This is a genomic window from Pseudomonas sp. WS 5146 (genome assembly GCF_012985495.1).
Taxonomy (GTDB): domain Bacteria; phylum Pseudomonadota; class Gammaproteobacteria; order Pseudomonadales; family Pseudomonadaceae; genus Aquipseudomonas; species Aquipseudomonas edaphica.
The window spans coordinates 230,629-256,389 of sequence record NZ_JAAQWL010000010.1 but is presented as its reverse complement, the minus strand read 5'-3'; the positions used below and the strand labels follow the sequence as shown (position 1 = coordinate 256,389).

The 25,761-nt window shown below is 59.4% G+C and carries 24 protein-coding genes and 1 pseudogene; 12 read left to right on the top strand and 13 right to left on the bottom strand.

Annotation, left to right across the window (positions count from 1 at the left end):
• Positions 1–598: 598 nt before the first annotated feature.
• From HBO41_RS23755 to HBO41_RS23745, 3 genes are all read right to left on the bottom strand, one after another.
• On the bottom strand, positions 599–1,066 hold the full coding sequence (locus HBO41_RS23755) for an inhibitor of vertebrate lysozyme family protein (RefSeq protein ID WP_169987972.1): 468 nt from the start codon (positions 1,064–1,066) through the stop codon (positions 599–601).
• A 2-nt stretch (positions 1,067–1,068) separates the two neighbouring features.
• The gene (locus tag HBO41_RS23750) at positions 1,069–1,233 is read right to left on the bottom strand and encodes a DUF1328 domain-containing protein (RefSeq protein ID WP_003170804.1); all 165 of its coding nucleotides are present in this window, start codon (positions 1,231–1,233) and stop codon (positions 1,069–1,071) included.
• A 78-nt stretch (positions 1,234–1,311) separates the two neighbouring features.
• Positions 1,312–1,602: a hypothetical protein gene (locus HBO41_RS23745; RefSeq protein WP_017139082.1), complete on the bottom strand. Its 291-nt coding sequence runs from the start codon at positions 1,600–1,602 to the stop codon at positions 1,312–1,314.
• A gap of 378 nt (positions 1,603–1,980) precedes the next feature.
• On the opposite strand from HBO41_RS23745, the gene algB reads away from it, so the two are divergent.
• The gene (algB, locus tag HBO41_RS23740; RefSeq protein WP_017139083.1) at positions 1,981–3,327 is read left to right on the top strand and encodes a sigma-54-dependent response regulator transcription factor AlgB; all 1,347 of its coding nucleotides are present in this window, start codon (positions 1,981–1,983) and stop codon (positions 3,325–3,327) included.
• A gap of 10 nt (positions 3,328–3,337) precedes the next feature.
• Positions 3,338–5,125 (top strand): ATP-binding protein, encoded by a 1,788-nt coding sequence (locus HBO41_RS23735; protein ID WP_017139084.1) that lies wholly within the window; start codon positions 3,338–3,340, stop codon positions 5,123–5,125.
• 124 nt (positions 5,126–5,249) lie between these two features.
• Here the strand turns inward: HBO41_RS23735 and HBO41_RS23730 are convergent, their stop codons facing one another.
• The 6 genes from HBO41_RS23730 to HBO41_RS29580 form a co-directional block, all read right to left on the bottom strand.
• Positions 5,250–6,026, bottom strand: a complete 777-nt coding sequence (locus HBO41_RS23730) for an N-acetylmuramoyl-L-alanine amidase (RefSeq protein WP_017139085.1) — start codon at positions 6,024–6,026, stop codon at positions 5,250–5,252.
• An 88-nt stretch (positions 6,027–6,114) separates the two neighbouring features.
• A complete protein-coding gene (locus tag HBO41_RS23725; protein WP_169987970.1) occupies positions 6,115–8,184 on the bottom strand; it encodes a diguanylate cyclase in 2,070 nt (689 codons plus the stop codon).
• Entirely contained in the window at positions 8,181–9,062 is an 882-nt protein-coding gene (locus HBO41_RS23720; RefSeq protein ID WP_370589433.1) for an endonuclease/exonuclease/phosphatase family protein, read from the bottom strand. Before HBO41_RS23720 ends, HBO41_RS23725 begins: the two co-directional genes overlap by 4 nt.
• A 7-nt stretch (positions 9,063–9,069) precedes the next feature.
• Positions 9,070–9,705, bottom strand: a complete 636-nt coding sequence (dsbA, locus tag HBO41_RS23715; protein WP_017139088.1) for a thiol:disulfide interchange protein DsbA — start codon at positions 9,703–9,705, stop codon at positions 9,070–9,072.
• 170 nt (positions 9,706–9,875) lie between these two features.
• Positions 9,876–10,517, bottom strand: a complete 642-nt coding sequence (locus tag HBO41_RS23710) for a cytochrome c (protein WP_017139089.1) — start codon at positions 10,515–10,517, stop codon at positions 9,876–9,878.
• A 33-nt stretch (positions 10,518–10,550) separates the two neighbouring features.
• Positions 10,551–10,772 carry a cytochrome gene (locus HBO41_RS29580; protein WP_017139090.1) on the bottom strand — a complete coding sequence of 74 codons (222 nt, stop codon included), beginning with the start codon at positions 10,770–10,772 and terminating at the stop codon, positions 10,551–10,553.
• A gap of 192 nt (positions 10,773–10,964) precedes the next feature.
• Between HBO41_RS29580 and yihA the strand changes: the two genes are divergently transcribed.
• The gene (gene yihA, locus HBO41_RS23705; RefSeq protein WP_042943980.1) at positions 10,965–11,606 is read left to right on the top strand and encodes a ribosome biogenesis GTP-binding protein YihA/YsxC; all 642 of its coding nucleotides are present in this window, start codon (positions 10,965–10,967) and stop codon (positions 11,604–11,606) included.
• Between the two features lie 269 nt (positions 11,607–11,875).
• Here the strand turns inward: yihA and polA are convergent, their stop codons facing one another.
• Complete coding sequence (polA, locus tag HBO41_RS23700) at positions 11,876–14,653, bottom strand: DNA polymerase I (protein WP_099550161.1); 2,778 nt, start codon at positions 14,651–14,653, stop codon at positions 11,876–11,878.
• Between the two features lie 74 nt (positions 14,654–14,727).
• Between polA and HBO41_RS23695 the strand changes: the two genes are divergently transcribed.
• Together HBO41_RS23695 and HBO41_RS23690 are read left to right on the top strand one after the other, a co-directional pair.
• Complete coding sequence (locus HBO41_RS23695; protein WP_017139093.1) at positions 14,728–15,018, top strand: DUF2782 domain-containing protein; 291 nt, start codon at positions 14,728–14,730, stop codon at positions 15,016–15,018.
• A 55-nt stretch (positions 15,019–15,073) separates the two neighbouring features.
• Positions 15,074–16,027, top strand: coding sequence for a homoserine kinase (locus HBO41_RS23690; protein ID WP_017139094.1), 954 nt, complete (start codon positions 15,074–15,076; stop codon positions 16,025–16,027).
• Positions 16,028–16,136: 109 nt separating this feature from the next.
• Here HBO41_RS23690 and HBO41_RS23685 read toward each other — a convergent pair whose 3' ends face one another.
• Positions 16,137–17,066 carry a metal ABC transporter solute-binding protein, Zn/Mn family gene (locus HBO41_RS23685; protein WP_017139097.1) on the bottom strand — a complete coding sequence of 310 codons (930 nt, stop codon included), beginning with the start codon at positions 17,064–17,066 and terminating at the stop codon, positions 16,137–16,139.
• A 58-nt stretch (positions 17,067–17,124) separates the two neighbouring features.
• Between HBO41_RS23685 and HBO41_RS23680 the strand changes: the two genes are divergently transcribed.
• Genes HBO41_RS23680 through HBO41_RS23665 form a run of 4 tightly spaced genes read left to right on the top strand, consistent with a single transcriptional unit; the run spans position 17,125 to position 19,930 of the window.
• Complete coding sequence (locus HBO41_RS23680) at positions 17,125–17,607, top strand: Fur family transcriptional regulator (protein ID WP_017139098.1); 483 nt, start codon at positions 17,125–17,127, stop codon at positions 17,605–17,607.
• Complete coding sequence (gene znuC / locus HBO41_RS23675) at positions 17,607–18,392, top strand: zinc ABC transporter ATP-binding protein ZnuC (RefSeq protein ID WP_017139099.1); 786 nt, start codon at positions 17,607–17,609, stop codon at positions 18,390–18,392. Before HBO41_RS23680 ends, znuC begins: the two co-directional genes overlap by 1 nt.
• Positions 18,385–19,173 carry a zinc ABC transporter permease subunit ZnuB gene (znuB, locus tag HBO41_RS23670; protein ID WP_017139100.1) on the top strand — a complete coding sequence of 263 codons (789 nt, stop codon included), beginning with the start codon at positions 18,385–18,387 and terminating at the stop codon, positions 19,171–19,173. The genes znuC and znuB overlap by 8 nt, the downstream gene beginning before the upstream one ends.
• A 37-nt stretch (positions 19,174–19,210) precedes the next feature.
• The gene (locus HBO41_RS23665; protein WP_169987968.1) at positions 19,211–19,930 is read left to right on the top strand and encodes a PA5502 family lipoprotein; all 720 of its coding nucleotides are present in this window, start codon (positions 19,211–19,213) and stop codon (positions 19,928–19,930) included.
• Between the two features lie 101 nt (positions 19,931–20,031).
• Here HBO41_RS23665 and katE read toward each other — a convergent pair whose 3' ends face one another.
• A complete protein-coding gene (gene katE / locus HBO41_RS23660) occupies positions 20,032–22,173 on the bottom strand; it encodes a catalase HPII (RefSeq protein ID WP_017139102.1) in 2,142 nt (713 codons plus the stop codon).
• A gap of 265 nt (positions 22,174–22,438) precedes the next feature.
• Here katE and HBO41_RS23655 point away from each other — a divergent pair, with 265 nt between their 5' ends.
• The 3 genes from HBO41_RS23655 to HBO41_RS23645 are packed head-to-tail and all read left to right on the top strand — an operon-like array spanning position 22,439 to position 24,944.
• Complete coding sequence (locus HBO41_RS23655; RefSeq protein ID WP_017139103.1) at positions 22,439–23,446, top strand: methionine ABC transporter ATP-binding protein; 1,008 nt, start codon at positions 22,439–22,441, stop codon at positions 23,444–23,446.
• Complete coding sequence (locus HBO41_RS23650; protein WP_017139104.1) at positions 23,446–24,120, top strand: methionine ABC transporter permease; 675 nt, start codon at positions 23,446–23,448, stop codon at positions 24,118–24,120. The genes HBO41_RS23655 and HBO41_RS23650 overlap by 1 nt, the downstream gene beginning before the upstream one ends.
• A 50-nt stretch (positions 24,121–24,170) precedes the next feature.
• Positions 24,171–24,944 carry a MetQ/NlpA family ABC transporter substrate-binding protein gene (locus tag HBO41_RS23645; RefSeq protein WP_169987966.1) on the top strand — a complete coding sequence of 258 codons (774 nt, stop codon included), beginning with the start codon at positions 24,171–24,173 and terminating at the stop codon, positions 24,942–24,944.
• A 302-nt stretch (positions 24,945–25,246) separates the two neighbouring features.
• On the opposite strand, the pseudogene HBO41_RS23640 reads toward HBO41_RS23645, so the two are convergent.
• A pseudogene (locus HBO41_RS23640) lies at positions 25,247–25,573 on the bottom strand (Bro-N domain-containing protein); the annotation flags it as partial.
• Positions 25,574–25,761 lie beyond the last annotated feature (188 nt).

Sequence of the window (25,761 nt, the reverse complement as noted above, 5' to 3'; positions counted from 1 at the left end):
AAAAGGCGCAACTATTCCCATGCAAGGGTTCGACGTCTAATGCCGTAAACGCCTACCCTATGCCGAATCGGCATGACTTTTTTTGAAATTAGCTGTCCGAACGGTCAGTTCAAATCCGCCATTAAAGCCCGTGAATATGCCGTTAACCGGCCAATACCGGCTCGCTCAGAGATGTTGGACGACTTATACAGGTTGGCGAAAATGCCTGGGAATTCACTGACCTGGCGCCAGAAATGTCCTATGGCGCAGCCAAAATTTTCTCGATAGATGGTCGCCACGAAACACCAAGTAATGGTTAGGCGCGCGCAAAAGAGAAATTGTCGGCTATGAGCCGTATAAGAAGCGGAGCATGATAGTGACAAGCCCGTCGCAAGTTCAGCAAGCGTGAGGGCTTGTGAACTTGCGTCGCAGCTTTTCACCTGACCCGGCCCTTGCGCAGGCACTCCCTGTACCCGTAGGTCACGCCGATCTCGATTGATCAGAGCAACCCGGCCCCCTGGTCATGCATCACCCTTGGCGGGCTATGCAGACAGAAAGAAGCGAGGGGCTTCTTTCTATGGACGCCGGCTCCGCAGACGACAGACGCATCAGACGGAACCTAGTACCAATTCGGATCTTTCTTAAGCTGCTCCATCAGCAGCTTTTGCATGCCTTCGTTCGGCTTACCGATAAAACGGTAATCGGCGTGCCGTGTCGGGGATTTGTCTGCCGGCAAACCGGCCGGGACTTCCACCAACATGGCGTAGGCATCTTCCTTGTCGAGGCTAAAGGCAACGATCAGGCGCTTGTTCAGGCACGTATCTGCAGTCTCACAGAGCGGCCCCACCAAATACTTGTCGCCATCTTCTTCAACGGCATTCATTTGCTCGGCCGTACCGGACAGGTTCATCACCCATTCCGGCAAGCGCTGTTCTTTCTTCACCACGCTTTGCCAGGTTTCGCGGTACTGCTTATCCGCACTAAGCAATTCGTTGGCTCGGGATTGGCCGTCATTGGCGGCCATCACCAGCCCGCTGCCGCCCAAGAGCAGGGCGGCAGCCATGGCTTTAAAGGACAAAATGGTCATATTCAGCCTCGGCCGCGACGACCAAAGAAGAACGAAGCGATGAACATCACCAGGAAGACCACAAACAGAATTTTTGCGATACCCGTGGCGGTGCCCGCGATACCACCGAAGCCCAGGACTGCAGCCACAATGGCGATGATCAGAAATGTGATTGCCCAACTCAACATGGTGATTCTCCTTAAGCTTTTATAGGGGTAACAGCGGTAGTGCCGTGCAGCCGCTCAACACAAGCGACCTTTTCTTGCTTAGAACACCCAGCGCTCTTGGGTTGGCAATTCACCCAGGGTTGAATCCTGGCCTGCCACTCTCAATTGCGGGGCGGTTACTTCAGTAGTAGCGCTGGCGCTGCCAACGGAACGGAAATGGGTTTGGGTCATCGACGGACGTTCGAATTGCGCGGTTTGCTGCTGACTTTGCTGCCAATGCTGCATCTGCTGGCCGGCAATCAACGTGACCATCAAAGCCAGGCTGGCGAACAGACCTTGCTGCAAGCGCAGTGGCGATACACGTAGTTGGCTGAGGCTTTGGCGAGTCATGCTGCATTTCTCCCGCATTTTGATTATTCGTTGGGAGAGCTATTGCAGAGTGCATGCCAGTTTTTTTACAAAATAAAACTCAATAAAATCAATTAGTTATAGATACACCAATACAGTAGCGAACAGCATCCTGCACGATGCCCCTTTGCAGGCCGTGCGAAATGCACGATGGTCAGTGGTCGGGTCAATGGATCGAAACAACCGCGGGCGTTGCCGAATTGGCAAGAAGGCAAGAAAACGCCATCAATCGGCGCCTTTGTAGGGGAACGTGAAGATACCTGCGCGAAGATGCCTTTTATGAATCAGAATAAACCATGCAACTTGCCCGATTAATCCGGGACTAAACACCATCATTTATAGTTAAGGAGCGCGGGACAGATGGAATCAGCCAAGGAACTTCAAGGCCGCATTCTTTTAGTGGATGACGAATCCGCGATCCTCCGCACCTTCCGTTACTGCCTGGAAGATGAAGGCTACAGCGTAGCCACTGCCAACAGCGCCGCCCAAGCCGATGCCTTGATGCAGCGTCAGGTATTCGACCTGTGCTTCCTGGACCTGCGCCTGGGTGAAGACAATGGCCTGGATGTGTTGGCCCAGATGCGCATCCAGGCGCCATGGATGCGCGTGGTGATTGTGACCGCGCATTCGGCTGTAGACACCGCCGTTGACGCGATCCAGGCCGGCGCCGCCGACTACCTGGTCAAGCCGTGCAGCCCCGATCAACTGCGCCTGGCCACCGCCAAGCAGTTGGAAGTGCGCCAGCTCTCCGCACGCCTGGAAGCACTGGAAGGCGCAGTGCGCCAACCCAAGGACGGCCTCGATTCCCACAGCCCGGCGATGATGGTGGTACTGGAAACTGCGCGTCAGGTGGCTGGCACCGATGCCAATATTTTGATCCTCGGTGAGTCCGGCACCGGTAAAGGCGAGCTGGCCCGGGCCATTCACGGGTGGAGCAAACGCTCGAAAAAATCCTGCGTGACCATTAACTGTCCGTCACTGACAGCCGAGCTAATGGAAAGCGAGTTGTTCGGCCATAGCCGTGGCGCGTTTACCGGCGCCAGTGAGAGCACGCTGGGCCGCGTTAACCAAGCCGACGGCGGCACGCTGTTTCTCGACGAGATCGGCGACTTTCCCCTGACGTTGCAGCCAAAACTGCTGCGATTCATTCAAGACAAGGAATATGAGCGCGTAGGCGACCCGGTCACTCGACGTGCTGATGTGCGCATCCTCGCGGCCACCAACCTGAACCTGGAAGACATGGTGCGCGACGGCCGTTTCCGGGAAGACTTGCTCTACCGCCTCAACGTCATCACCCTGCACCTGCCGCCCCTGCGCGAGCGCAGTGAAGACATCCTGACTCTGGCCGACCGTTTCCTGGCGCGCTTCGTCAAGGAGTATGCCCGACCTGCACGCGGTTTCAGCGATGCCGCCCGTGAAGCGCTGCTTAACTACCGCTGGCCGGGCAATATCCGCGAACTGCGTAACGTGGTGGAGCGGGCCAGCATCATTTGCCCGCAGGAAAAGGTTGAAATCAGCCACCTCGGGATGGCCGAACAGCCGACCAACAATGCCCCGCGTATTGGCGCAGCACTGAGCCTGGACGAACTGGAGAAAGCCCATATCGGCGCCGTTCTCGCTACCAGCGACACCTTGGATCAAGCGGCCCGCACGCTGGGCATCGACGCGTCGACCCTGTACCGCAAACGTAAACAGTACAACCTGTGAGCTGCACCTTATGAAGCTTGCGATGAAACTGCGCACTCGGTTGTTTCTGAGTATCTCAGCGCTGATAACCGTCGCCCTGTTGGGACTGGTCCTGGGACTGGTCAGCGTCATGCAAATGGCCAAGAGCCAGGAGTCGCTGATCCGCAGCAACTTTATCACCCTGGACCTGGGCCTCAAGCTGCGCCAGACCTTGGGCGACCAGTTGATCCTGATGCTGGAGGAGCAGCCCGACCCCGCTGCCCTGCAGACGTCCAAGCAGAACTATTTTGCCCTGCTGGACCAGGGCATCGCCCATGAGCAGCAGGACGGCAGAACCAGTGGTTTCAGCCAGGCACGCATCGACTACCTGAATTTCCTCAAGGCGTTTGACGAAGCTCAGCAAAGCTCACTGGCCAACAATAAAAACGAAAAACTCACCGAAACCTTCAATGCACTGCGTAACGGACTGATCGCTGAACACAAAGGCGCCCTGGAAAATATCAACGACAGCGAGCACAAGTCGCGCAATCGCGCCTTGTTAATCGCCGGCTTGCTGGGGCTGGTCGGCCTGGCGGTGTTGATCATCGGCTTCGTCACCGCCCATGGCATCGCACGGCGCTTTGGTGGGCCAATTGAAGCCTTGGCCAAGGCCGCCGACAAGATCGGGCAAGGCGATTTCGAAGTGACGCTGCCGATCTCATCGGCGGCAGAAATGAATCAGCTGACCCGTCGTTTCGGCATCATGGCCGAAGCACTGCGTCAGCATCAGGCGACCAATATCGATGAATTGCTGGCCGGCCAGCAACGCCTGCAAGCAGTGCTCGACAGCATCGACGACGGCTTGCTGATGATTGACCGCCAAGGCCGTCTGGAACACCTTAACCCCGTGGCACAGCGCCAGTTGGGCTGGGACGAAGAGCGCCTCGGCCAAGGCTTGGGTGAAGCCTTGGGTCGCCCTGAAATGGATGAGCAGCTGCAACTGGTGCTGCGCGGCGGCAACCTGGAGCGCGCGCCGGACGATCTGGAAGTGGAAGTCGAAGGCGAACTGCGCCTGCTGACCTACAGCCTGACGCCGGTCAGCCATACCCAAGGGCATATTCTAGGTGCGGTGATGGTGCTGCATGACGTCACCGAACAACGCGCGTTCGAACGTGTGCGCAGCGAGTTCGTATTGCGCGCCTCCCACGAATTACGCACGCCGGTGACGGGCATGCACATGGCCTTCGGGCTGTTTCGCGAACGGGCGAAGTTTCCCGCCGAGTCCCGTGAGGCCGACCTGCTGGATACGGTCAATGAAGAAATGCAGCGCCTGATGCAGTTGATCAACGACCTGCTCAACTTCTCGCGCTACCAGAACGGCCTGCAAAAACTCACGCTCGGGCCATGCGATGTCACTGATTTGCTCGAGCACGCACGAGCCCGGTTCACGGAGCCCGCGAACGCACAACACATCGAACTGCTGGTGGAAGCTCAATCGGAATTGCCCAGGCTGTACGCCGACCAGGTTCAACTCGAGCGTGTACTCGATAACCTTCTAGGCAATGCTTTGCGACATACGGCCAATGGTGGCCAGATTCGCTTGCAGGCACGCCGCCACGGCGAACGGGTGATTATCAGCGTTGAAGATAACGGCGAGGGTATTGCCTATGGCCAACAGGGGCGCATCTTTGAACCTTTCGTACAAGTAGGCCGCAAGAAAGGCGGCGCTGGCCTGGGGCTGGCGTTGTGCAAGGAGATCGTACAGTTGCACGGCGGTCGCATGGGCGTGTATTCGCGGCCGGGGCAGGGTACGCAGTTCTATATGGCACTGCCGTTGTAGCCTGGATACAAAAAAATGTGGGAGCGGGCTTGCCCGCGATTGCGGTGGCTCAGCCAAAACTTTGTTGACTGACACTCCGTCATCGCGGGTAAGCCCGCTCCCACATTTGAATGGGGTTACACCTTTAGCGGCGGTTCAATGCGCTCAGGATAGCTGCACTTTCCGCATCCGGCGTGCCGTCGAACCGTGATGGCCGGAAGTGCATCTGGAACGCCGCGATCACATGTCGCGTGGCCACATCCAGTTCACCCGTCTGCGGCGTCTGGTAGCCCAGGCGCGCCAGTTCTTCCTGGAACCACGTAATACTCGGCAGGCTAACGGCATACTGTTGCTGGAATCGAGCCACCGCCTGTGCATCCGGCCACACGCCCAAACCTTCAGCCGCCAGGCGCTTCCACGGAAACAACGGGCCTGGGTCGAGCTTGCGCAATGGCGCAATGTCGCTATGGCCGATAATGTTTTTGGGGTCGATGCCGTTGCGCTTGCTGATGTCCTTGAGCAACACCACCAACGACTGCACCTGGGCCTCGGAGTACGGGTACCACAGGCGGCCGGTCGGCGCGTCTGTATAACCTGGGTTCACGATCTCGATACCAATGGAGCTGGAGTTGAGCCAGGTGCGGCCCGCCCATTCGCTTTCACCGGCGTGCCAGGCGCGCTGGCTCTCGTCTACCAGCTTGTAGATGGTGCCTGAAGCATCATCGCCAATGAGGTAATGGCTGCTGACCTGGCCGTGCGTGAGCAGCGCCAGGGAGCGTTCAAGGCTGGCGGAGGTGTAATGGACAATGACGAACTGCACGCGGTTGTCGTGGTTCAAAGAAGGGTGGCTGGTGTTCAGCCGCGGGCCGCTGGCGCAGCCGGCGAGCAAAAGAAGCACAAAGGCAATGCAAAAGGATTTCATGGCGGAAGACAGTACGCAGAAGACGATAATGCAACAGTGTAACGGATGGTTCGGGGCTCGACGGTCAAATCACAAAATGGAACATCTTTTACGCCGCCTGCACCCGGTTGCGTCCAGCGGCCTTGGCCCGATACAACGCCTCATCGGCACGCTTTAGCGCCAGGTCACTGCGTTCTCCCGGCAGGAACTGCGCCACGCCCATGGACACCGTGATGGTCACCGGCTCGCCTTTGAAGTGGAACGGGCATGCCTCGATGGCCGAACGCAGCACCTCACCCACGTCCAAAGCATCTGCCAAACCTGAGTCAGGCATCAACAATACAAACTCTTCACCCCCAAATCGCGCGATAAAATCGCCGGAGCGCAGGCGCTTGCGCAACACATTGGCGATGATCTTCAGCACCTTGTCGCCGGCCAAGTGGCCGTAGCCATCGTTGATGCGCTTAAAGTGGTCCAGGTCGAGCATGGCCAGTGACAGGCTGTTGCCGCGCTGATGCCAGCTATTCACTTCATGATCCAGGCGCTCGCTCCAGGCCGCACGGTTGGGCAGGCCGGTGAGCGGGTCGATCAAGGCCTTCTGGCGCTGCACTTCCAAATGCTCGCGATAACCTTGGGCTTCCTGCTCCATGTTCGCCACCCGCCCGGCCAGGCTTTTGAGCCGCGCCGCGACTTCCTGCTCGCGCTGGTCACGCTGCTGCCGGTGTTCGTCCATGGTGCCGAGCAAGCCTTCAAGGTGGCTTTCCAGCACATGCTTGAGGCTGTCCAGGTCAGCAGCTTCCTGCACGCTGCTTTGCAGGCCGTCGACCTGTTCACGGATCTGCGTATCCAGCTCCCGTGCGGCCGAGCGGCTGTCGGCGTGCCCCTCACTGGCCACCTGCAGATGGCCCTGGAAGGCTTCGAGGCGTTCATTAAGCTGCTTGAGGTAGGCCTCGAACTCATGCTGGCCACTGTCGGTAATCGCCAGCATCAGCACCGCCAGGTCATCGAGGATCGGCAGCAATTCGTACCAGTTCAAGCCGTGGGCCAAGCGCTCGCGCATGGCTTCGGCCTGGGGCCGGTGGCGCTCGGGTAAGGACAGATCCTCCAGCAAGCCAAGCAAGGTGTCTTCGATATGCTTGGCGACCGAGCTGTAGGACGGCTCGGGGGAGTCGGGCAGGGCGTAGGTGCCGTCCGGTTGCAGCGCATCGGGATCGGGCTCGCAGGGTTCCAGCACGGGCGGAAGCGACAGGCTGCCGATGAGCGTTTGATCTGGCGTGTCGACCTCAACCTGCGGCTCTTCGATAAATGCAGCAAGGGCGCTTTCGGGCGCGGCTTCCTCTAGTGCTGGCTCGGGCATCTCTGGCTCAGAGACTTCGTCAGGCCCGACGGGGGCTTGCTCCGGCGCCGGTGCCTCAAAGGCAAAGGCTTCGCGGGCGACTTCAGCCACTTTGACCGGCTCAGCGGGTTCAGGCTGCGCGGCGGCCGGCGTTACCGGCAATGGCGCAAAAGCGCGCAAGGCTTGGGTCAGCTCTTCGGATTGCACGGGCTCCAGTGGCTCGGGCGCGGCTTTGGCAGCAGCAGGTTTCGACGCCGGCGGTTGCGGTGCATAGAGCGGGGCAGATTCAACCAGCGGCGCCTCATTCGACACATCCTTTGCACCAAACAGGCGTTGCAGCAGGCCAGGTCCAGGGCGCGCAGCTTCGCCTTCAGGCTCCAGGTTATTTAGCGCCTGCCCTTGCAGGCTGCTCAATTCGCTGAGCAGCAGCGGGATCTCACGCGCCTGGCCGACTCGGCCATCAAGCTGTTTGGCGAAGGTTTTCAGCGGGCGGGCGACTTCACGCGGCAGAGGCAGTTTCTGCAACTGCGCAACCAAGGCAGTCAGCGCAGTGCTGATCTGGTCGACCCGGGTTTCGCGGCGCTGCTCCGAGTCGAGCACGGCTTTTTCCAGGCGTGGCAGCAAGGCGGCGAGGGCAGCGTCCATGTCGTCGGTACGCACCACATCGCGCATTTCTTTCATGCATTGATCAACCGCACGGTCGGTGCCTTCCGCCGCCAGCGTGCTGCGCACCAGGCCTCGGCGCAACAGGTCGAGGCGGGCAGCCCAGCGGCGTTCGAGCTTATCTTGCTGCTCAACGCTTTTAAGGTATTTCTCTTTCCAGCGCTGGGCGTCGTCGCTCATGCAAGGGGTCCGCGAGGGCCTGGGCTCAACGCGGGTAATGCATCAGCCGTGAGCGAACCCGGCAGACGAATCTCTACCGCGACGGGCAGGTGATCGGAAATGGGCTGCGCCAGCACCTGCACACTTTCCAGTGTAAGGCTGGGGCTGAGCAGGATATGGTCGAGACAGCGTTGCGGGCGCCAGCTGGGAAACGTGGCTTCGACTTGCGGCGCCAGTAACCCGAGGTCGCGCAACGGGGAATTCTGCAACAGGTCGGTGGCATGGGTGTTCATGTCACCCATCAGCACCTGGTGTTTGTAGTTGCCGATCAGATCACGCACGTAGGCCAACTGGAGGTTGCGTGTACGCGCTCCAAGCGCCAGGTGCATCATCACCACCACCAAGGCTTCCGGGCCTTCGCCGAAACGCACAAGAATCGCGCCGCGCCCTTTTGGGCCGGGCAACGGGTGATCTTCGATGGCTGTCGGCTTCAAGCGGCTGAGCACGCCATTGCTGTGCTGTGCCAGGCGCCCGAGGTTGCGGTTGAGTTGCTGATACCAATAAGGGAAAGCACCGAGATGGGCGAGATGCTCCACCTGATTGACATAACCGGAGCGCATGCTGCCGCCGTCGGCTTCCTGCAAGGCGACCAGATCGAAGTCGTTGAGCAGGTCGCCGATTTTCTGCAGATTACCGGTACGCCCTTTGTGCGGCAGCAGATGCTGCCAGCCACGGGTGAGGTAGTGCCGATACTTCTCGGTACTGTTGCCCACCTGAATATTGAAGCTGAGCAGCCGCAGACGACTGTCTGCCGGCAAGCCCGTGGACTCCAGGTGGTGTTCGTTGACCCGCGGTTCATGCAGGCCAACGCTACGTTCAGTACCCCAGCCGCGCATGATGGCCCCCTTACTTGGCTGCGCGCTCTTTAGCGATCAGTTGGTCGGCAACATTGAGGGTTTGCTCAGGACCACCGGTAGTGCCCAGGTCGAAACGGTATTTGCCGTTGACGATCATGGTCGGTACGCCTTGTACGCCGTACTTCTGGGCGAGTTCCTTGGCCTGTTTGATTTGGCCCTGGATAGCGAAGGAGTTGAAGGTGGCCAGGAACTTGTCCTTGTCGACGCCTTGGGTGGCAACAAAGTCAGCCATTTCGTCAGGCTTGGTCAGGCGCTTGCCTTCTTTTTGAATCGCATTAAATACAGCGTTGTGAACCTTGTGCTCGACACCCATGGCTTCCAGGGTCAGGAACAGTTGGCCGTGGGCATCCCATGGGCCGCCGAACATGGCCGGGATGCGTCGGAAGTTAACGTCGGACGGAAGTTTTTCGGCCCAAGGATTGATAGTCGGCTCAAAGGCGTAGCAATGCGGGCAGCCATACCAGAACAGCTCCACCACTTCGATCTTGCCTGGCTCCGAGACCGGAACCGGGTTGGCCAATTCAACGTAGGTTTTACCGGCTTCAAGCGGCACGTCGGCAGCTTGCGCGGTCATGCCGAAAAGGCTGACAGTGACGAGAGCGGCGCTGAGGATCAGATTACGCATGCTTTACTCCTGGACAAATAAAGTCGCCTCACGCGACCTTTAGTTGTGACAGGTCTACGCGGGCATGAGTTCGTTAGTGTAACGGCACCGGCCACAAAAAAGGGCGGCCTAAGCCACCCTTTTTATGCTTGCATCGATGGATTAATCGAGCGTTAACGTCGCAGGTCCAATCAGTGCAGGCCCTGAATATAGCTGGACAGCGCTTCGATATCTTTATCCGAAAGTTTCGCCGCAATGTCAGTCATCATTTTGTTGCTGGCATCGCCATCGATGGAGCGAACCTTCTCGCGGAAGTCCTTCAACTGCTTGGCTGTGTATTGGGCGTGCTGACCACTCAGGTGGGGAAAACCCGCCTCGGCCAGCCCACTGCCACCTGCGATGTGACAAGCCTTACAGGCAGGCATGCCACCGATAGGTTGGTCTTCAGCGAGTTTGCCGCCTTGAAACAACGCCTGGCCTTTATCAACGAGCTTCGGATCAGCAGCTCCCACACTGCCTTTCTGGCTGGCAAAATACGCCGCGATGTCCGCCAGGTCCTGATCGCTGAGATTAGTCAGCAAGCCGGTCATTTCCAGCACCGTGCGCTTGCCGTCCTTGATGTCGTGCATCTGCTTGGTCAGGTAACGCTCACCCTGGCCTGCCAGTTTGGGGAAGTTCGGCGCCGGGCTGTTGCCATCCGGTCCATGGCAAGCACCACATACGGCGGCTTTCGCTTGACCGGCAGTGGCATCACCTTTAAGGGGGCCCTCTGCAGCGACGGCAGCGCCAGTGATGCCCAAGGTCAACAGCAGACTCACGATCAGTTTGTTCATCAGCTAATCCAACTACGGCTAAGGGTTTAAGAGTTATCTACCGGGTTTACTCACCATCAACGCGTTGATGGCCTGGTAATCCTCAGTACTGCAGTCCATGCACAAACCACGCGGCGGCATTGCCTTGAAACCCTGAGTCACGTGTTGCATCAGCGTAGCCATGCAAACTCGGTTGTACAGCGCCTCTGGATCCTGTGTAGCCTGAGCGCCTAAAAGCGCGATCAGGACACCAAAAGCGCATAACCATCGGGTCATACATCGACCTTTTCAGGGTTTGAGAGCGTTTTGCGTTCTAATGCGCAATGAAGGTCTTTCGCTCCCGTGAACTTCATCCTTCGCTGGGACAAAGCACACACAAAATCTGCGGCATTATATACTGGCGCTACTGAAACGGAAACGACACCGCTTGCCGCACCCTTTCTCGGCACCGCCCACATCGGAAATCTCATGCAACTCAAGAATCCCATCCTCGGCCTGTGCCAACAGTCCACGTTCATGCTCAGCGCCGCCAAAGTGGACCAATGCCCCGATGACGAGGGCTTTGAAGTCGCCTTTGCCGGCCGTTCCAACGCCGGTAAGTCCAGCGCGCTGAACACCCTGACCCACGCCAGCCTGGCGCGCACCTCGAAAACCCCGGGCCGCACGCAGCTGCTCAATTTCTTCAAGCTAGACGATGATCGGCGTCTGGTCGACCTGCCGGGCTACGGTTATGCAAAAGTACCCATCCCGTTGAAGCTGCACTGGCAGCGTCACCTTGAGGCTTACCTGGGTGGCCGCGAGAGTTTGAAGGGCTTGATTCTGATGATGGACATCCGTCATCCAATGACCGATTTCGACCTGCTGATGCTCGATTGGGCCGTCGCCAGCGGCATGCCGATGCATATCCTGCTGACCAAGGCCGACAAGCTGACCTACGGCGCAGCCAAGAACACCTTGCTCAAAGTGCAGTCCGAAATCCGTAAAGGTTGGGGCGACGCGATCACCATCCAGTTGTTCTCGGCGCCCAAGCGCATGGGCCTGGAAGACGCTTACACCGTGCTGGCCGGCTGGATGGAATTAGCAGACAAGGGCGCGGAAATCGCCGAATAACTTTTGCGCAGGCAAAAAAAACCCCGGACTTCGTATGGGGAGGGGAAGTTCGGGGTCCAAGTTCCGGACCGCTAGGGCGGGGTCCAGATATCTGCCAACACTTAACACAACATAGGAGCATTGAAGGGCTTCACCACCCATTCAGTAACTCTGAGTAGCAGTTCACGGGTTAAGTTCCGGCAGGTCAAAAAAACTATTGGAAATAACCTGCGACGCCTTTTGATCTAAAGCGCTCTGCCATCACCCTCGGCAATGGCAGAGCCGCGCTGTCAGTGTGCTTCGTCCCAGTTATCGCCCACGCCCACGTCTACCACCAAAGGCACGTCAAGCTTGGCCGCCGCGCTCATATGCTCGCGGATCTTCTCGCTGACTTGCGCCACCAGATCCTCACGCACCTCAAGCACCAATTCATCGTGCACCTGCAGGATCACTTTGGCATCCAGGCCCGACTCGGTCAGCCAGTTGTCCACCAGCACCATGGCTTTCTTGATAATGTCCGCCGCCGTACCCTGCATCGGCGCGTTAATCGCTGTGCGTTCTGCGGCCGCGCGCTCCTGAGGCTTGTTGGAGTTGATGTCCGGCAGATACAGCCGACGCCCAAAGAAGGTTTCGACATAACCCTGGTCGGCCGCCTGGGCGCGGGTGCGCTCCATGTATTCACGCACGCCTGGGTAGCGTGCAAAGTACACATCAATGTAGGCCTTGGCGGTCTTGGTATCCACGCCAATGTCCTTGCCGAGCTTCTGCGCGCCCATGCCGTAGATCAGGCCAAAGTTGATCGCCTTGGCACTGCGGCGCTGGTTGGACGTGACCTCTGTCAGCTCAACCTTGAACACTTCGGCGGCGGTGGCGGTGTGCACGTCCAGGTCATTACGGAAGGCATTCATCAGCCCCTCGTCCTTGGACAAATGCGCCATGATCCGCAGTTCGATCTGCGAATAGTCCGCCGCCAGCAACTTGTAGCCTTTAGGCGCGACAAACGCCTGGCGAATGCGCCGCCCTTCGGCGGTGCGCACCGGGATGTTCTGCAGGTTCGGATCACTGGACGACAAACGCCCGGTCGCCGCCACCGCCTGATGATAAGACGTGTGAATACGCCCGGTACGCGGGTTGATCTGCTCCGGCAGGCGGTCGGTGTAGGTGCTTTTGAGCTTGCTCATGCTGCGGTACTGCATCAGTACCTTGGGCAACAGGAAGTCATCTTCGGCCAGCTTGGCCAATACTTCTTCAGCCGTGGACGCCTGGCCTTTGCCGGTCTTTTTCAATACCGGCAAACCGAGCTTCTCGTAAAGAATCGCCCCGAGTTGCTTGGGCGAGCCCAGGTTGAACTCTTCACCGGCGATCTCAAACGCCTGGCGCTCCAGCTCAACCATCTTGTTGCCCAGCTCGATACTCTGGATGCCCAGCAGCGCCTTATCCACCAGTGCGCCTTGACGCTCGATACGCGCCAGCACCGGCACCAAGGGTATTTCAATGTCCGTCAGCACACTGGCAAGGCTTGGAATGGCTTCAAGCTGCGCATGCAAAGCCTGGTGCAGGCGCAGCGTCACGTCGGCATCTTCGGCCGCATAAGGGCCGGCTTGCTCAAGCGGGATCTGGTCGAACGTCAGCTGCTTGGCGCCCTTGCCGGCGATGTCCTGGAAGCTGACAGTGTCGTAGTCCAGGTACTTCTTGGCCAGGCTGTCCATGTCGTGCCGGGTCGCGGTGGAGTTCAGCACATAGGATTCGAGCATGGTGTCGAAAGCGATGCCGCGCACGGTAATACCGTTGGCCTGGTCGCCGCCGATGGCACAGTTGGCCAGGATGTTCATATCAAACTTGGCGTGCTGGCCGACCTTGAGCTTGGTCGCGTCCTCCAGCAATGGCTTCAAGGCCAGCAGTACCGTGTCACGGTCCAGTTGCTGCGGCGCGCCGATGTAGGAATGGGTCAGCGGGATGTAAGCTGCTTCATGGGGCTGCACGGCAAAGGAAACCCCGACCAATTGCGCCTGTTGCGCATCGATCCCGGTGGTTTCGGTGTCGAACGCGAACAATTTTGCCGCGTTGAGTTTTTTCAGCCAGGCGTCGAATGTCGCCTGGTCGAGGATGGTGGTGTAAGACGCTTCTGCGGGTGCCACCACTTCGATGGCCTCCTCAACAACAGGGGCAGCCTTGAGCTCAACGCGCTTGGCATCGCGCTGAATTTCATCAAACCAGCTCTTGAACTCCAGCAGCGTGTACAGCTCCAGCAGCTTTTCGCGGTCCGGTTCGATCAGGTGCAAATCATCCAGGCCCACATCCAGCGGCACGTCGACCTTGATCGTCGCCAGTTGATAGGACAGGAATGCCATCTCCTTATGCTCTTCCAACTTGGCCGGCAGGGTCTTGGCCCCGCGGATCGGCAAGGTTGGCACGATATCCAACTGCTCATACAGCTCTTTGATGCCGCCATTCACACCCACCAGCAAGCCGGAAGCCGTCTTCGGACCAATCCCCGGCACGCCTGGGATGTTGTCGGACGAATCGCCCATCAGCGCCAGATAATCGATGATCTGCTCCGGAGCGACACCGAATTTCTCCTTCACGCCCTCGATGTCCATCGAGCTACCGGTCATGGTGTTGACCAAGGTAATGTGCCCGTCCACCAGCTGCGCCATGTCCTTGTCGCCGGTAGAAATCACTACCGGGCGGTCAGCCGCCGCGCTGCTGCGGGCCAGGGTGCCGATCACATCATCGGCTTCGACGCCTTCAACGCACAGCAACGGGAAGCCCAGGGCGATCACACTCTGGTGCAGTGGCTCGATTTGCAGGCGCATGTCATCGGGCATGCTGGGGCGGTTAGCCTTGTATTCGGCGTACATCTCATCGCGAAAGGTCCCACCCTTGGCGTCGAACACCACCGCGAACGGGCTGTTTGGGTACTGCTTGCGCAGGCTTTTGAGCATGTTCAACACGCCCTTGACCGCACCGGTCGGCAGGCCTTTGGAGGTGGTCAGCGGTGGCAGCGCGTGGAAGGCGCGGTACAGATAAGAAGAACCGTCCACCAGGACGAGGGGGGCTTGGCTCATGAGCAGGATCAACCTTTTCGGCGGGTCAGGCGCTAGAATAGCCGGACCAATGACGACAAAGGGACAAGGTTATCATGCGTACAGTAAATCGCCTGTTGTTGACCGGCTTGATTGCACTCACCCCGATAGTGGCCATGGCGGCGGATACTGCGCCGTCGGGCGACCCGGAAGTTACCATTCGCACGGAAGGCGACAAGACCATTCAGGAATACCGCCAGAATGGCTTCCTGTACGCAATTAAGGTGACGCAAAAAGGCTTTCCACCGTATTTCCTGGTGCGCGCGGACGGAACCGATGCGAACTTCATCCGCTCTGACCAGCCGGATATGCTGATCCCGTCATGGAAGATCTTCGAATGGAAATGATTTCTTAACTTAAATTGGCGCCGCGCACTGCGGCGCCCGTACTGGCAGCTTAAACATGTCTGTGTTCACCCCCCTGGCTCGGCCCGAGCTGGAAACCTTTCTCGCCCCTTACGGGCTCGGCCGCCTGCTTGATTTCCAGGGGATTGCCGCCGGTAGCGAAAACACCAACTTTTTCATCAGCCTGGAACAGGGCGAATTCGTCCTGACTCTGGTTGAGCGCGGCCCAGTGGCGGAAATGCCGTTCTTCATCGAACTGCTAGACGTGCTCCACGACGCCGACCTGCCGGTGCCTTACGCACTGCGTACCACCGATGGCATGGCGCTTCGCGAACTCAAAGGCAAACCGGCGCTGTTGCAGCCGCGCCTGGCCGGCAAGCACATAAAGGACGCCAACGCGCAGCATTGCGCCCAGGTCGGCGACCTGCTCGGCCACCTGCACCTGGCGACGCAAGGCGACAAAGTGCTGGAGCGCAAGACCGATCGCGGCCTGGAGTGGATGCTCACTGAAGGCGCGCAGCTTATTTCACACCTGAACGAAGCCCAGCAGCGTCTGCTGCAAGCGTCCTTGAGCGAAATCGAAGCCCACAAGGCCGACATCCTCGCCCTGCCGCGCGCCAACGTACACGCCGACCTGTTCCGCGACAACGCGATGTTCGAAGGCACGCACCTCACCGGTTTGATCGACTTCTACAACGCCTGCTCAGGCCCGATGCTGTACGACGTGGCAATCGCCTTGAATGACTGGTGCTCCGACGCCGATGGCGTGATTGATGGGCAACGCGCCCGCGCGTTGCTGGGCGCCTACGCGGGGCTGCGGCCGTTTACCGCCAAGGAGGCCGAGCTGTGGCCGACCCTGCTGCGCGTTGCGTGCGTGCGTTTCTGGCTGTCACGCCTGATCGCCGCGGAATCGTTTGCCGGGCAGGATGTGTTGATCCATGACCCGGCGGAGTTCGAGCATCGGCTGGCGCAGCGCCAGCAGGTTACCGTCCACCTGCCGTTCGCACTTTAAAATGTGGGAGCGGGCTTGCTCGCGAATGCGCAGTGTCAGTAAATACATCTATTACTGATCCACCGCATTCGCGAGCAAGCCCGCTCCCACATGGGTTATGTATTTGCGGTTAGAGTGACTCCAGGCACCCGGCCAAGTCATTCCCCAGCTTTTCCAGTACCTGCTCATAACCCTGCGCCGTCGCCGGGGTATAGCCACCCAACGCATCCAGCTCTGCCAACTTCACCGGCAAGCCCGCCACCAAAGTCTCGGCCAAACGCGGACGCAACGGCGGCTCGCTGAACACGCACGTCTTACCCACTTCCTGCAAACGCGTACGCATCGCGGCAACATGCTGAGCGCCCGGCTGCACTTCGGCGGCCACGCTGAACACGCCCGTGTGCTTGAGCCCGTAAGCGTCTTCGAAGTAATCAAATGCCTCGTGGAACACGAAGTACGGCTTGTCGCCGACGGTGGACAGGCGCGCCTTCAAGCGTGCATCCAAAGCATCCAGACGCTCATCGAACGCCTTCACATTGCTCTGATAACGCGCAGCGTTGGCCGGGTCGGCAGTGCTGAGGTCAGACGCCATGCGCGCAGCGATCACGCGGGCATTGACCGTCGATAACCACAAGTGAGCATCCAGGCTGCCAGGGCGGTGATCGTGGTCGTGTTCGTCGGCATCATCGGCATGCGAGTGGCTATCTTCGGCGAACCGACGCAACTTCATCCCAGGCAAGTCCTGAACGGCCACAGTCGGCAGGCTACGCCCCTTGAGCACGCGTGGCAGGAAGCTCTCCATGTCCGGGCCGATCCAATACAGCAGGTCTACCGACTGCACGCGCCGTACGTCGGATGGGCGCAAGGCATAGTTATGCGGCGATGCGCCAGGCGGCAACAGCACCTCTGGAATCGCCACGCCGTCCTGCACAGCGGCGGCGATCAACTGCAACGGTTTGATGCTGGTCAGCACCTTGACCTCAGCCTGAGCGGCCCCGGTGATGAACAAACTGGTGACAAATACGACAAAAACGGGAAAAAGTCGGGACACGATGACCACTCAATGGCGTAGGAACAGGTAACATAATAACGTCTCTATCAAATGTCTGTCGCCGCTCATGCCTAAAACACCGCTTGCCAGCCGTCCCCACGACCACTCTCACTGCGTGCACACCGCGCTGTCGGAGGCCGATACCCTGTGCGCACAGAAAGGCTTGCGCCTGACCGCCCTGCGTCGTCGGGTGCTGGAGCTGGTGTGGCAAAGTCACAAGCCCCTGGGCGCCTACGACATTCTTGGCGTGCTCAGCGAGCAGGACGGCCGCCGCGCCGCGCCGCCGACGGTGTACCGCGCGCTGGACTTCCTGCTGGAAAACGGCCTGGTGCATCGCATCGCATCGCTCAACGCCTTTGTCGGCTGCAGCCACCCGGAACACGCGCACCAGGGCCAATTCCTGATCTGCCGCGAATGCCACGCCGCCATCGAGCTTGAACAAAAAAGCATCAGCGACGCCATCATCAAAAGCTCCGCCGACGTGGGCTTCAAGGTCGAAGGGCAAACGGTCGAAGTGGTCGGGCTCTGCTCCGGTTGCCAGGGGGCTTGATGAGCAACGCGTTAATCCGCCTGGAGCAGGTTGGGGTCACGTTCGCCGGGCAAAACGTACTGGATAACATCGCGTTGAGCGTGGAGCCGGGGCAGATCGTGACGCTGATCGGCCCCAATGGCGCCGGCAAGACCACGCTGGTGCGCGCCGTGCTTGGCCTGCTCAAGCCCGACAGCGGCAGCGTGTGGCGCAAGCCCAAGCTGCGCGTCGGTTACATGCCGCAAAAATTACACGTCGATCCAACGCTGCCGCTGTCGGTACTGCGCTTCCTGCGTCTGGTGCCTGGCGTCGACCGCGCACGCGCACAAGCGGCGCTTAAGGAAGTCGGTGCCGAACAGGTTATCGACAGCCCGGTGCAGAGCATCTCCGGCGGCGAGATGCAACGCGTACTGCTGGCGCGCGCCTTGTTGCGCGAACCCGAGCTGCTGGTACTTGATGAACCCGTGCAAGGCGTGGATGTTGCCGGCCAGGCCGAGCTGTACAGCCTGATCACCCGCCTGCGTGACCGCCATGGCTGCGGCGTGCTGATGGTCTCCCACGACTTGCACCTGGTGATGAGCACCACGGATCAAGTGGTGTGCCTCAACCGCCACGTATGCTGCTCCGGCCACCCGGAACAGGTGAGCGGCGACCCGGCATTCGTCGAGCTGTTCGGCAAAAACGCGCAGAGCCTGGCGATCTATCACCACCATCACGATCACGCCCATGATTTGCATGGCGCTGTGGTCGACGATCCCGCTACGCCTCAACCCCACGTTCATGGAGATAGCTGCAAGCATGGCTGATTTTCTGCTCTACGCCCTGCTGGCAGGCTTGGCTTTGGCACTGGTGGCGGGCCCATTGGGCTCGTTCGTGGTCTGGCGGCGCATGGCCTACTTTGGCGACACGTTGTCGCATGCCGCGCTGCTGGGCGTGGCCATGGGCTTTCTGCTGGATGTGAGCCCGACCATCGCCGTCACTGTGGGCTGCCTATTACTGGCGGTGCTGCTGGTAACCCTGCAACAGCGCCAGCCGCTGGCCTCGGACACGCTGCTGGGCATTCTGGCGCCAAGCACGCTGTCGCTGGGCCTGGTGGTGCTGAGCTTCATGCATGAAGTACGCATCGACCTGATGGCCTACCTGTTCGGCGATTTGCTGGCGATCAGCCCCACTGACCTTGCCTGGATCCTCGGCGGCAGCGCCGCTGTGCTGGTGCTGCTGGTGGCCTTGTGGCGCCCGTTGCTGGCAATTACCGTGCACGAAGAGCTGGCCACCGTCGAAGGTTTGCCCGTACCGGCGCTGCGCATGACCCTGATGCTGTTGATCGCCGTGGTGATTGCTGTCGCAATGAAGATTGTCGGCGTATTGTTGATCACGTCGCTGCTGATCATTCCCGCAGCCGCCGCCCAGCGCCATGCCCGCTCACCGGAGCAGATGGCGATCGGCGCCAGCCTGCTGGGCATGCTCGCCGTGTGCGGGGGCCTGGCGCTGTCCTGGTTCAAGGACACGCCGGCCGGGCCGTCGATTGTGGTCACGGCCGCCGCCCTGTTTCTGCTGAGTTTTGTCCTGCCCCGTCGAGGGGTGTAGACTTGCTCGCTTTTTGCGCAAATAGAGAGTCGCAGGAATGAAGCCGTTCAACTCCCGTTATCTGCTCCTTGCCGCATTTTCCCTGCTGCTGGGCGCCTGCCAAAGCACACCGCCTGCCGCCCCCGAGGCGCAGGACCCGCGTGCTGCGGCCATCGCGCAGCTGGAGCAAAACCTGGCCAGCAGTGAACTGGCCACCGCCGAAGACGAGCTGGCCGCATTACAGGCCCAGTCGCCCAACGACCCAGCCCTGGAAACCTACCAGCGCCAATTGGCCGAAGCCTACTTGCAACGCAGCCAGGTCGTATTGCAAAAAGGTGATGTAAATGCCGCCGCTACGGCGTTAAGCCGCGCACGCGCCTTGATGCCCAAGGCTCCGGCGCTTACTGGCGGCGTCAACAGCGCCATCAGCCACGCCCGCAAAGCCGAGCTGGATAAAGCCGAAGCCGCCTTGAAAGCTGCCGAGGCCAAGCCACCCGCCAAGGTCATCGACCCGGCGGCTCAAAGCACCACGGTTGCGTTGAACCTCACCGATATTGAAGAACTTCGCCATCAGTTGGATGCGATCGCCACCGATGTGGTGAATTACCAGTGCGATGTGACCATTCAGGCGCCGCGCACCCAGGATTACCCATGGCTGGCCACACTGCTGACCAAACGGGTGAAACGCATTGATTCGGCGTATGACCTGAAGATTCACCGGCAGATTGTGAAACACATCCCGGCGCAGGTTGTGTTGATTCCGCGCAAAACCGAGTAAAGCCATCGCAGGCAAGCCAGCTCCCACCTTTTGAACTGTGAATACAGTCAAATGTGGGAGCTGGCTTGCCTGCGATAGCGGTCTAACAAACACCCAAAAGCTTAAGCCGGAATCGCCTTGGCCTTAGGCTCCCGCGCCCACACCCGATGCTGCGCAATCGCCGCAAAGAACGCCTTGAACGCCTTGGCATCCGCTCCCACGATCAACCCCGCATCCGCCTCCAGCTTAAGCTGCTCCAGCAACGGCTTGGCATCACTGGCAAGCGCAATCGCCTTCAGATGCTTGTACGCCTCCAACAGGAAGTGCAACGCCACGCCGTCGCCACTCAAGGCCTTGATCGACTCTTTACCGCCCGGTACGAACACCGCATCAAACGCAACCGACGGCATGCCTTCCATCGACGCATCCACCGGCAGGCTCTTGCCATCCGCAGTCTTCACCGGTGCCGACGTCGGCCCCAGCACCTTGGCATGCGCACCTTCGGCGGCCAGCGCTTTCTTCAACGCCGCAATCGCTGCGCCATCCACACCGTTAGCCGCAAGAATTGCGACTTTGCGTGTTTTGATGTCGCCCGACAGCAGGTTCACCTGGCTCAACGCCGGCGACTCTTTCAGCGACGTCTTGCGCGGCGGTACCGTGCCTTTGGTCGGCGCCGGCAGGCCGAGGTTCTGCGCAACGCGCTTGGCCAACTCCAGGTCGATATTGGCCAGAATCTCGTTGACCTGACGCGCGCGGATAAACTCACGCTCCACCTTGCCCAACTCGAAGCTGTAGGCCGCGATGATGTGCTCTTTCTCGTGGTGGCTCATGCTGTGGAAAAACAGCGTGGCTTGCGAGAAGTGGTCACCAAACGACTCACTGCGCTCACGTACCTTGTTGGCGTCAACGCGCTCGTAATAAGTCTCGAACCCGCCATCCTGAGCCGCCGCTGGCGTTTCTTTGGGCCAACCGCCATCAATCGAGTTCGGCTCGTAGGACGCACGGCCCTTATCGATCACGGTGCGGTGCTGGGCATCACGCTGGCCGTTATGGAAAGGCGTGACCGGCCGGTTAATCGGCAGCTCATGAAAATTCGGGCCACCGAGTCGGCTGATCTGCGTATCGGTGTAGGAAAACAGACGGCCTTGCAGCAGCGGGTCGTTGGTGAAGTCGATACCCGGCACGATATGGCCTGGGCAAAAGGCGACCTGCTCGACCTCGGCAAAGAAGTTGTCCGGGTTGCGGTTAAGCACCATTTTGCCCAGCGGCGTTATCGGCACCAGCTCTTCGGGAATGATCTTGGTCGGGTCAAGCAGGTCGAAGTCGAACTTGTGTTCGTCCTCTTCGGCAACGATTTGCACGCCCAACTCCCACTCAGGGTAGTCGCCGCCCTCGATCGCTTCCCACAGGTCGCGACGGTGGTGGTCGGTGTCTTTACCGGCAAGCTTTTGCGCTTCGTCCCACACCAGCGAGCAGGTGCCGACTTTCGGGTGCCAATGGAATTTCACAAAGCTGGACTTGCCTTCGGTATTGATCAACCGGAAGGTGTGAATACCAAAACCCTGCATGGAACGCAGGCTTTTTGGAATGGCACGGTCAGACATGGCCCACAGCACCATATGCGCCGATTCCGGCTGCAGCGAGACGAAATCCCAGAACGTGTCGTGGGCCGAGCCACCGGTAGGAATTTCGTTATGGGGCTCAGGTTTTACCGCATGCACAAAGTCCGGAAACTTGATCGCATCCTGGATGAAGAAGATCGGCATGTTGTTGCCCACCAGGTCGAAGTTGCCTTCGTCGGTGAAGAACTTCACGGCAAAGCCGCGTACGTCACGCACGGTATCGCCCGAACCACGCGGGCCTTGCACGGTGGAGAAGCGCACGAACACCGGGGTTTTATGCTCCGGGTTACGCAGGAACCCGGCCTTGCTCAGCGCAGAATGGTTCTTATAGGTCTGGAAATAACCATGGGCGCCAGTGCCACGGGCATGCACGATGCGCTCCGGGATACGCTCATGGTCAAAGTGCGTGATTTTTTCACGCATGATGAAGTCTTCCAGCAGCGAGGGGCCACGGGCGCCGACTTTGAGGGTGTTCTGGTTATCGGAAATCTTTACGCCTTGGTTGGTGCGCAGCGCCTGGCCGGTCGCATCGGAGCGAAACTCTTCCAGGGCCTGCAGCTTGGCGTTGGTGTTGCCACGGTCCAGGGTATCGGTGCCCGCAAGCTCACTCTTAGGCGGGGTGGCTGGCTTCTTGGTACTCATCAGTCAAAACTCCTTATTCAAAGTGGCCAGAGCGGTCCCCGGCTCGTTTGAGCAAACCCCCAGGCACGGCACCTGGGAAATTGAGTTGCTTAAGTAGTGACTGATGGGGTTTTGGGCCGTTCCTTTTTTATGACCTTTGATCGCGTTATTGCCAAATCGCTGGTTGAATGCGAAATAAATGCTAAGAAACGCTATACGGACAGGCTAAAATGCGCGCCCGGCTAACCGCTGATCCCTTTTCAATGCGCCCCACAAGGTTCGCTACGTGATCGAGTTTCATAACGTCCATAAAACCTACCGCGTCGCCGGTAAGGAAATCCCCGCCCTGCACCCCACCAGCCTGCGCGTCGAAAACGGCCAGGTGTTCGGCCTGATTGGCCACTCCGGTGCGGGCAAAAGTACCCTGCTGCGCCTGATCAATCGCCTGGAACAACCCAGCGGCGGTCAGATCAACGTCGACGGTGAGGAAGTCACCGCCCTGGACGCCAACGGCCTGCGCCGTTTTCGCCAGCAAGTCGGGATGATCTTCCAGCACTTCAACCTGCTGGCGTCCAAGACCGTTGCCGACAACGTGGCGCTGCCACTGACCCTGGCCGGCGAGTTGTCGCGTAAAGACATCGACCTGCGCGTGGCTGAACTGCTCGCCCGCGTGGGCCTGTCGGACCATGCCAAGAAGTACCCGGCGCAGTTGTCCGGCGGCCAGAAGCAGCGCGTCGGCATCGCCCGCGCCCTGGCGACCAAGCCAAAAATTCTGCTGTGCGACGAAGCCACCAGCGCCCTCGACCCGCAGACCACCGCCTCGGTGCTCAAATTGTTGGCCGAGATCAACCGCGAGTTGAAGCTGACCATCGTGCTGATCACCCATGAAATGGACGTGATCCGCCGCGTGTGCGACCAGGTCGCCGTGATGGACGCCGGCGTGATCGTCGAGCAAGGCTCGGTGGCCGAGGTGTTCCTGCACCCCAAGCACCCGACCACCAAGCGCTTTGTGCAAGAAGCCGAGCAAGTCGATGAAGGCGAGCAGCGTGATGTGTTTGCCCATGTACCGGGCCGCATCGTGCGCCTGACGTTCCAGGGCGAAGCGACCTACGCGCCATTGCTGGGGACCGTCGCCCGCGAAACGGGAGTGGACTACAGCATCCTTGCCGGTCGCATCGACCACATCAAAGATACCCCCTACGGGCAACTGACCCTGGCCATCACCGGCGGTGACATGGAAGCGGCCTTCGCCCGCTTTACCGCAGCCGATGTGCATATGGAGGTCCTGCGTTAATGGACGTGTTACTGCATTACTTCGACAAAGTTGACTGGGCCGACATCTGGGTTGCCACCGGCGACACCATGCTGATGCTCAGCACCTCGCTGGTGTTCACCGTACTGGTTGGCTTGCCGCTGGGCGTTCTGCTGTTTCTGTTCAGCCCACGTCAGTTGCTCGAGCAGAAAGCCACCTATGGCGTGCTGGCATTTATCGTCAACGCCATACGCTCTCTGCCGTTTATCATTCTGCTGATTGTGATGATCCCTACGACGATCTTTATCACCGGCACTTCGCTCGGTGTGGCCGGCGCGATTCCACCTTTGGTGGTGGGCGCTTCGACGTTCTTCGCGCGCCTGGTGGAAACCGCATTGCGCGAGGTGGATCGCGGCATCATCGAGGCGACTCAAGCCATGGGCGCCACCACTCGGCAGATCATCACCAAGGCACTGCTGCCAGAGGCTAAACCCGGCATCATTGCGGCCATCACCGTCACCGCTATTGCTCTGGTGGGTTACACCGCCATGGCAGGCGTCGTGGGTGCTGGCGGGCTGGGCGACCTGGCGATCCGCTATGGTTACCAACGTTTCCAGGACGACGTGATGGTCGTCACCGTGGTGATGTTGATTGTGCTGGTACAGATTCTGCAAACCATCGGCGATAAGCTGGTGACACACTACTCTCGAAAATAACGGCCATTGCCGGCCCCCGCCGGCACATGCCCGAACAAGGAGCTTGTTGGATGAAAAAACTACTGGTTGCTTTCGCCGCCGTTGCCGCGTTTTCTGCCCATGCTGCCGAGACTATTACAGTCGCTGCATCGCCGGTGCCCCACGCGGAAATCCTCGAATTCGTGAAGCCTGCACTCGCCAAAGAAGGCGTTAATTTGCAGGTCAAAGTCTTCACCGACTACGTGCAGCCGAACGTACAGGTGGCTGAAAAACGCCTGGACGCCAACTTCTTCCAGCACCAGCCGTACCTGGATGAGTTCAACAAAACCAAGGGCACTCACCTGGTAAGCGTTGCCGCGGTACACCTGGAGCCACTGGGCGCCTACTCCAGCAAGTACAAAAAGCTGGAAGACCTGCCAAGCGGCGCCAACGTCGTGATCCCGAACGACGCCACCAACGGCGGTCGCGCCCTGTTGCTGCTGGCCAAGCACAACCTGATAACCCTGAAGGACCCGACCAACATCCTGTCGACCATCAAGGACATCAGCGGCAACCCAAAAAACCTGAAATTCCGCGAACTGGAAGCCGCCACCCTACCGCGCGTGCTGACCCAGGTCGACCTGGCGCTGATCAACACCAACTACGCCCTGGAAGCCAAGCTGGATCCATCCAAGGATGCGCTGGTGATCGAAGGCAATGACTCGCCTTACGTGAACATCCTGGTGACCCGCGACGACAACAAGGATTCGGACGCGGTGAAGAAGCTGGTTGCAGCCCTGCACACGCCAGAAGTGAAAGCGTTCATTCTTGAGAAGTACAAAGGCGCGATTCTGCCGGCGTTCTGATCCAGAGCTACACCGTAAACCTAATGTGGGAGCTGGCTTGCCCGCGATAGCAGAGTGTCAGTCACCGAAGATGTTGACTGGCCTGCCGCTATCGCAGGCAAGCCAGCTCCCACATTTGTTTTGTGTAGTGATCGTTCCCACGCTCCGCGTGGGAATGCAGCCCGGGACGCTCTGCGTCCCGCTTCTGAGGCCGCGACGCAGAGCGTCACAGGAGGCATTCCCACGCAGAGCGTGGGAACGATCATTTGCGCTGGAGCAAAACCGGCAACTCTGCCACCAGCTTTGTGTGGTTTTTGCTGTCAGCGCAGGGCTGGCACCACCTCATGGGTCAACCATTGGCGCAGGCACCGATTCTCCGGGTAGTAGTGGTAGATAAGCAGCGCATAAACGCCAGACTCACTGACCATCAACGTCGGCGCACAGTGGCCATGAGTGATCAGCGGCAGGGTGAGTTGTTGGTCGGGATCGAGCTTGCGCAGTAACGCAGGGTTCAGGTGCAGGCCCATCAGGTGGCCGATGTCGCAGGCGCTGAACCATGGCTGGTTGTCTATCAACACAGCGTGCAGCTGGTGATGGTGGCGGGTGAAGACTTTGGGTGTGATCTGTGGATCAGGGGTAAGTGATTGCATTGGGACAACTCCGGGTATGAACAGGAGCTGCCAACAGCCTTCCTACGGGCATGGGTGGCAGCCATACGCGGGGTAGGAACCGAGTACCCAGGGATCTCAGCCACGTCGAAACGTGCCCGCGCATAGCCGCCGCGACTGATAGTACGGGCACAAAAAAAACGCCGCAATCAGACGGTGGCGCTATGACG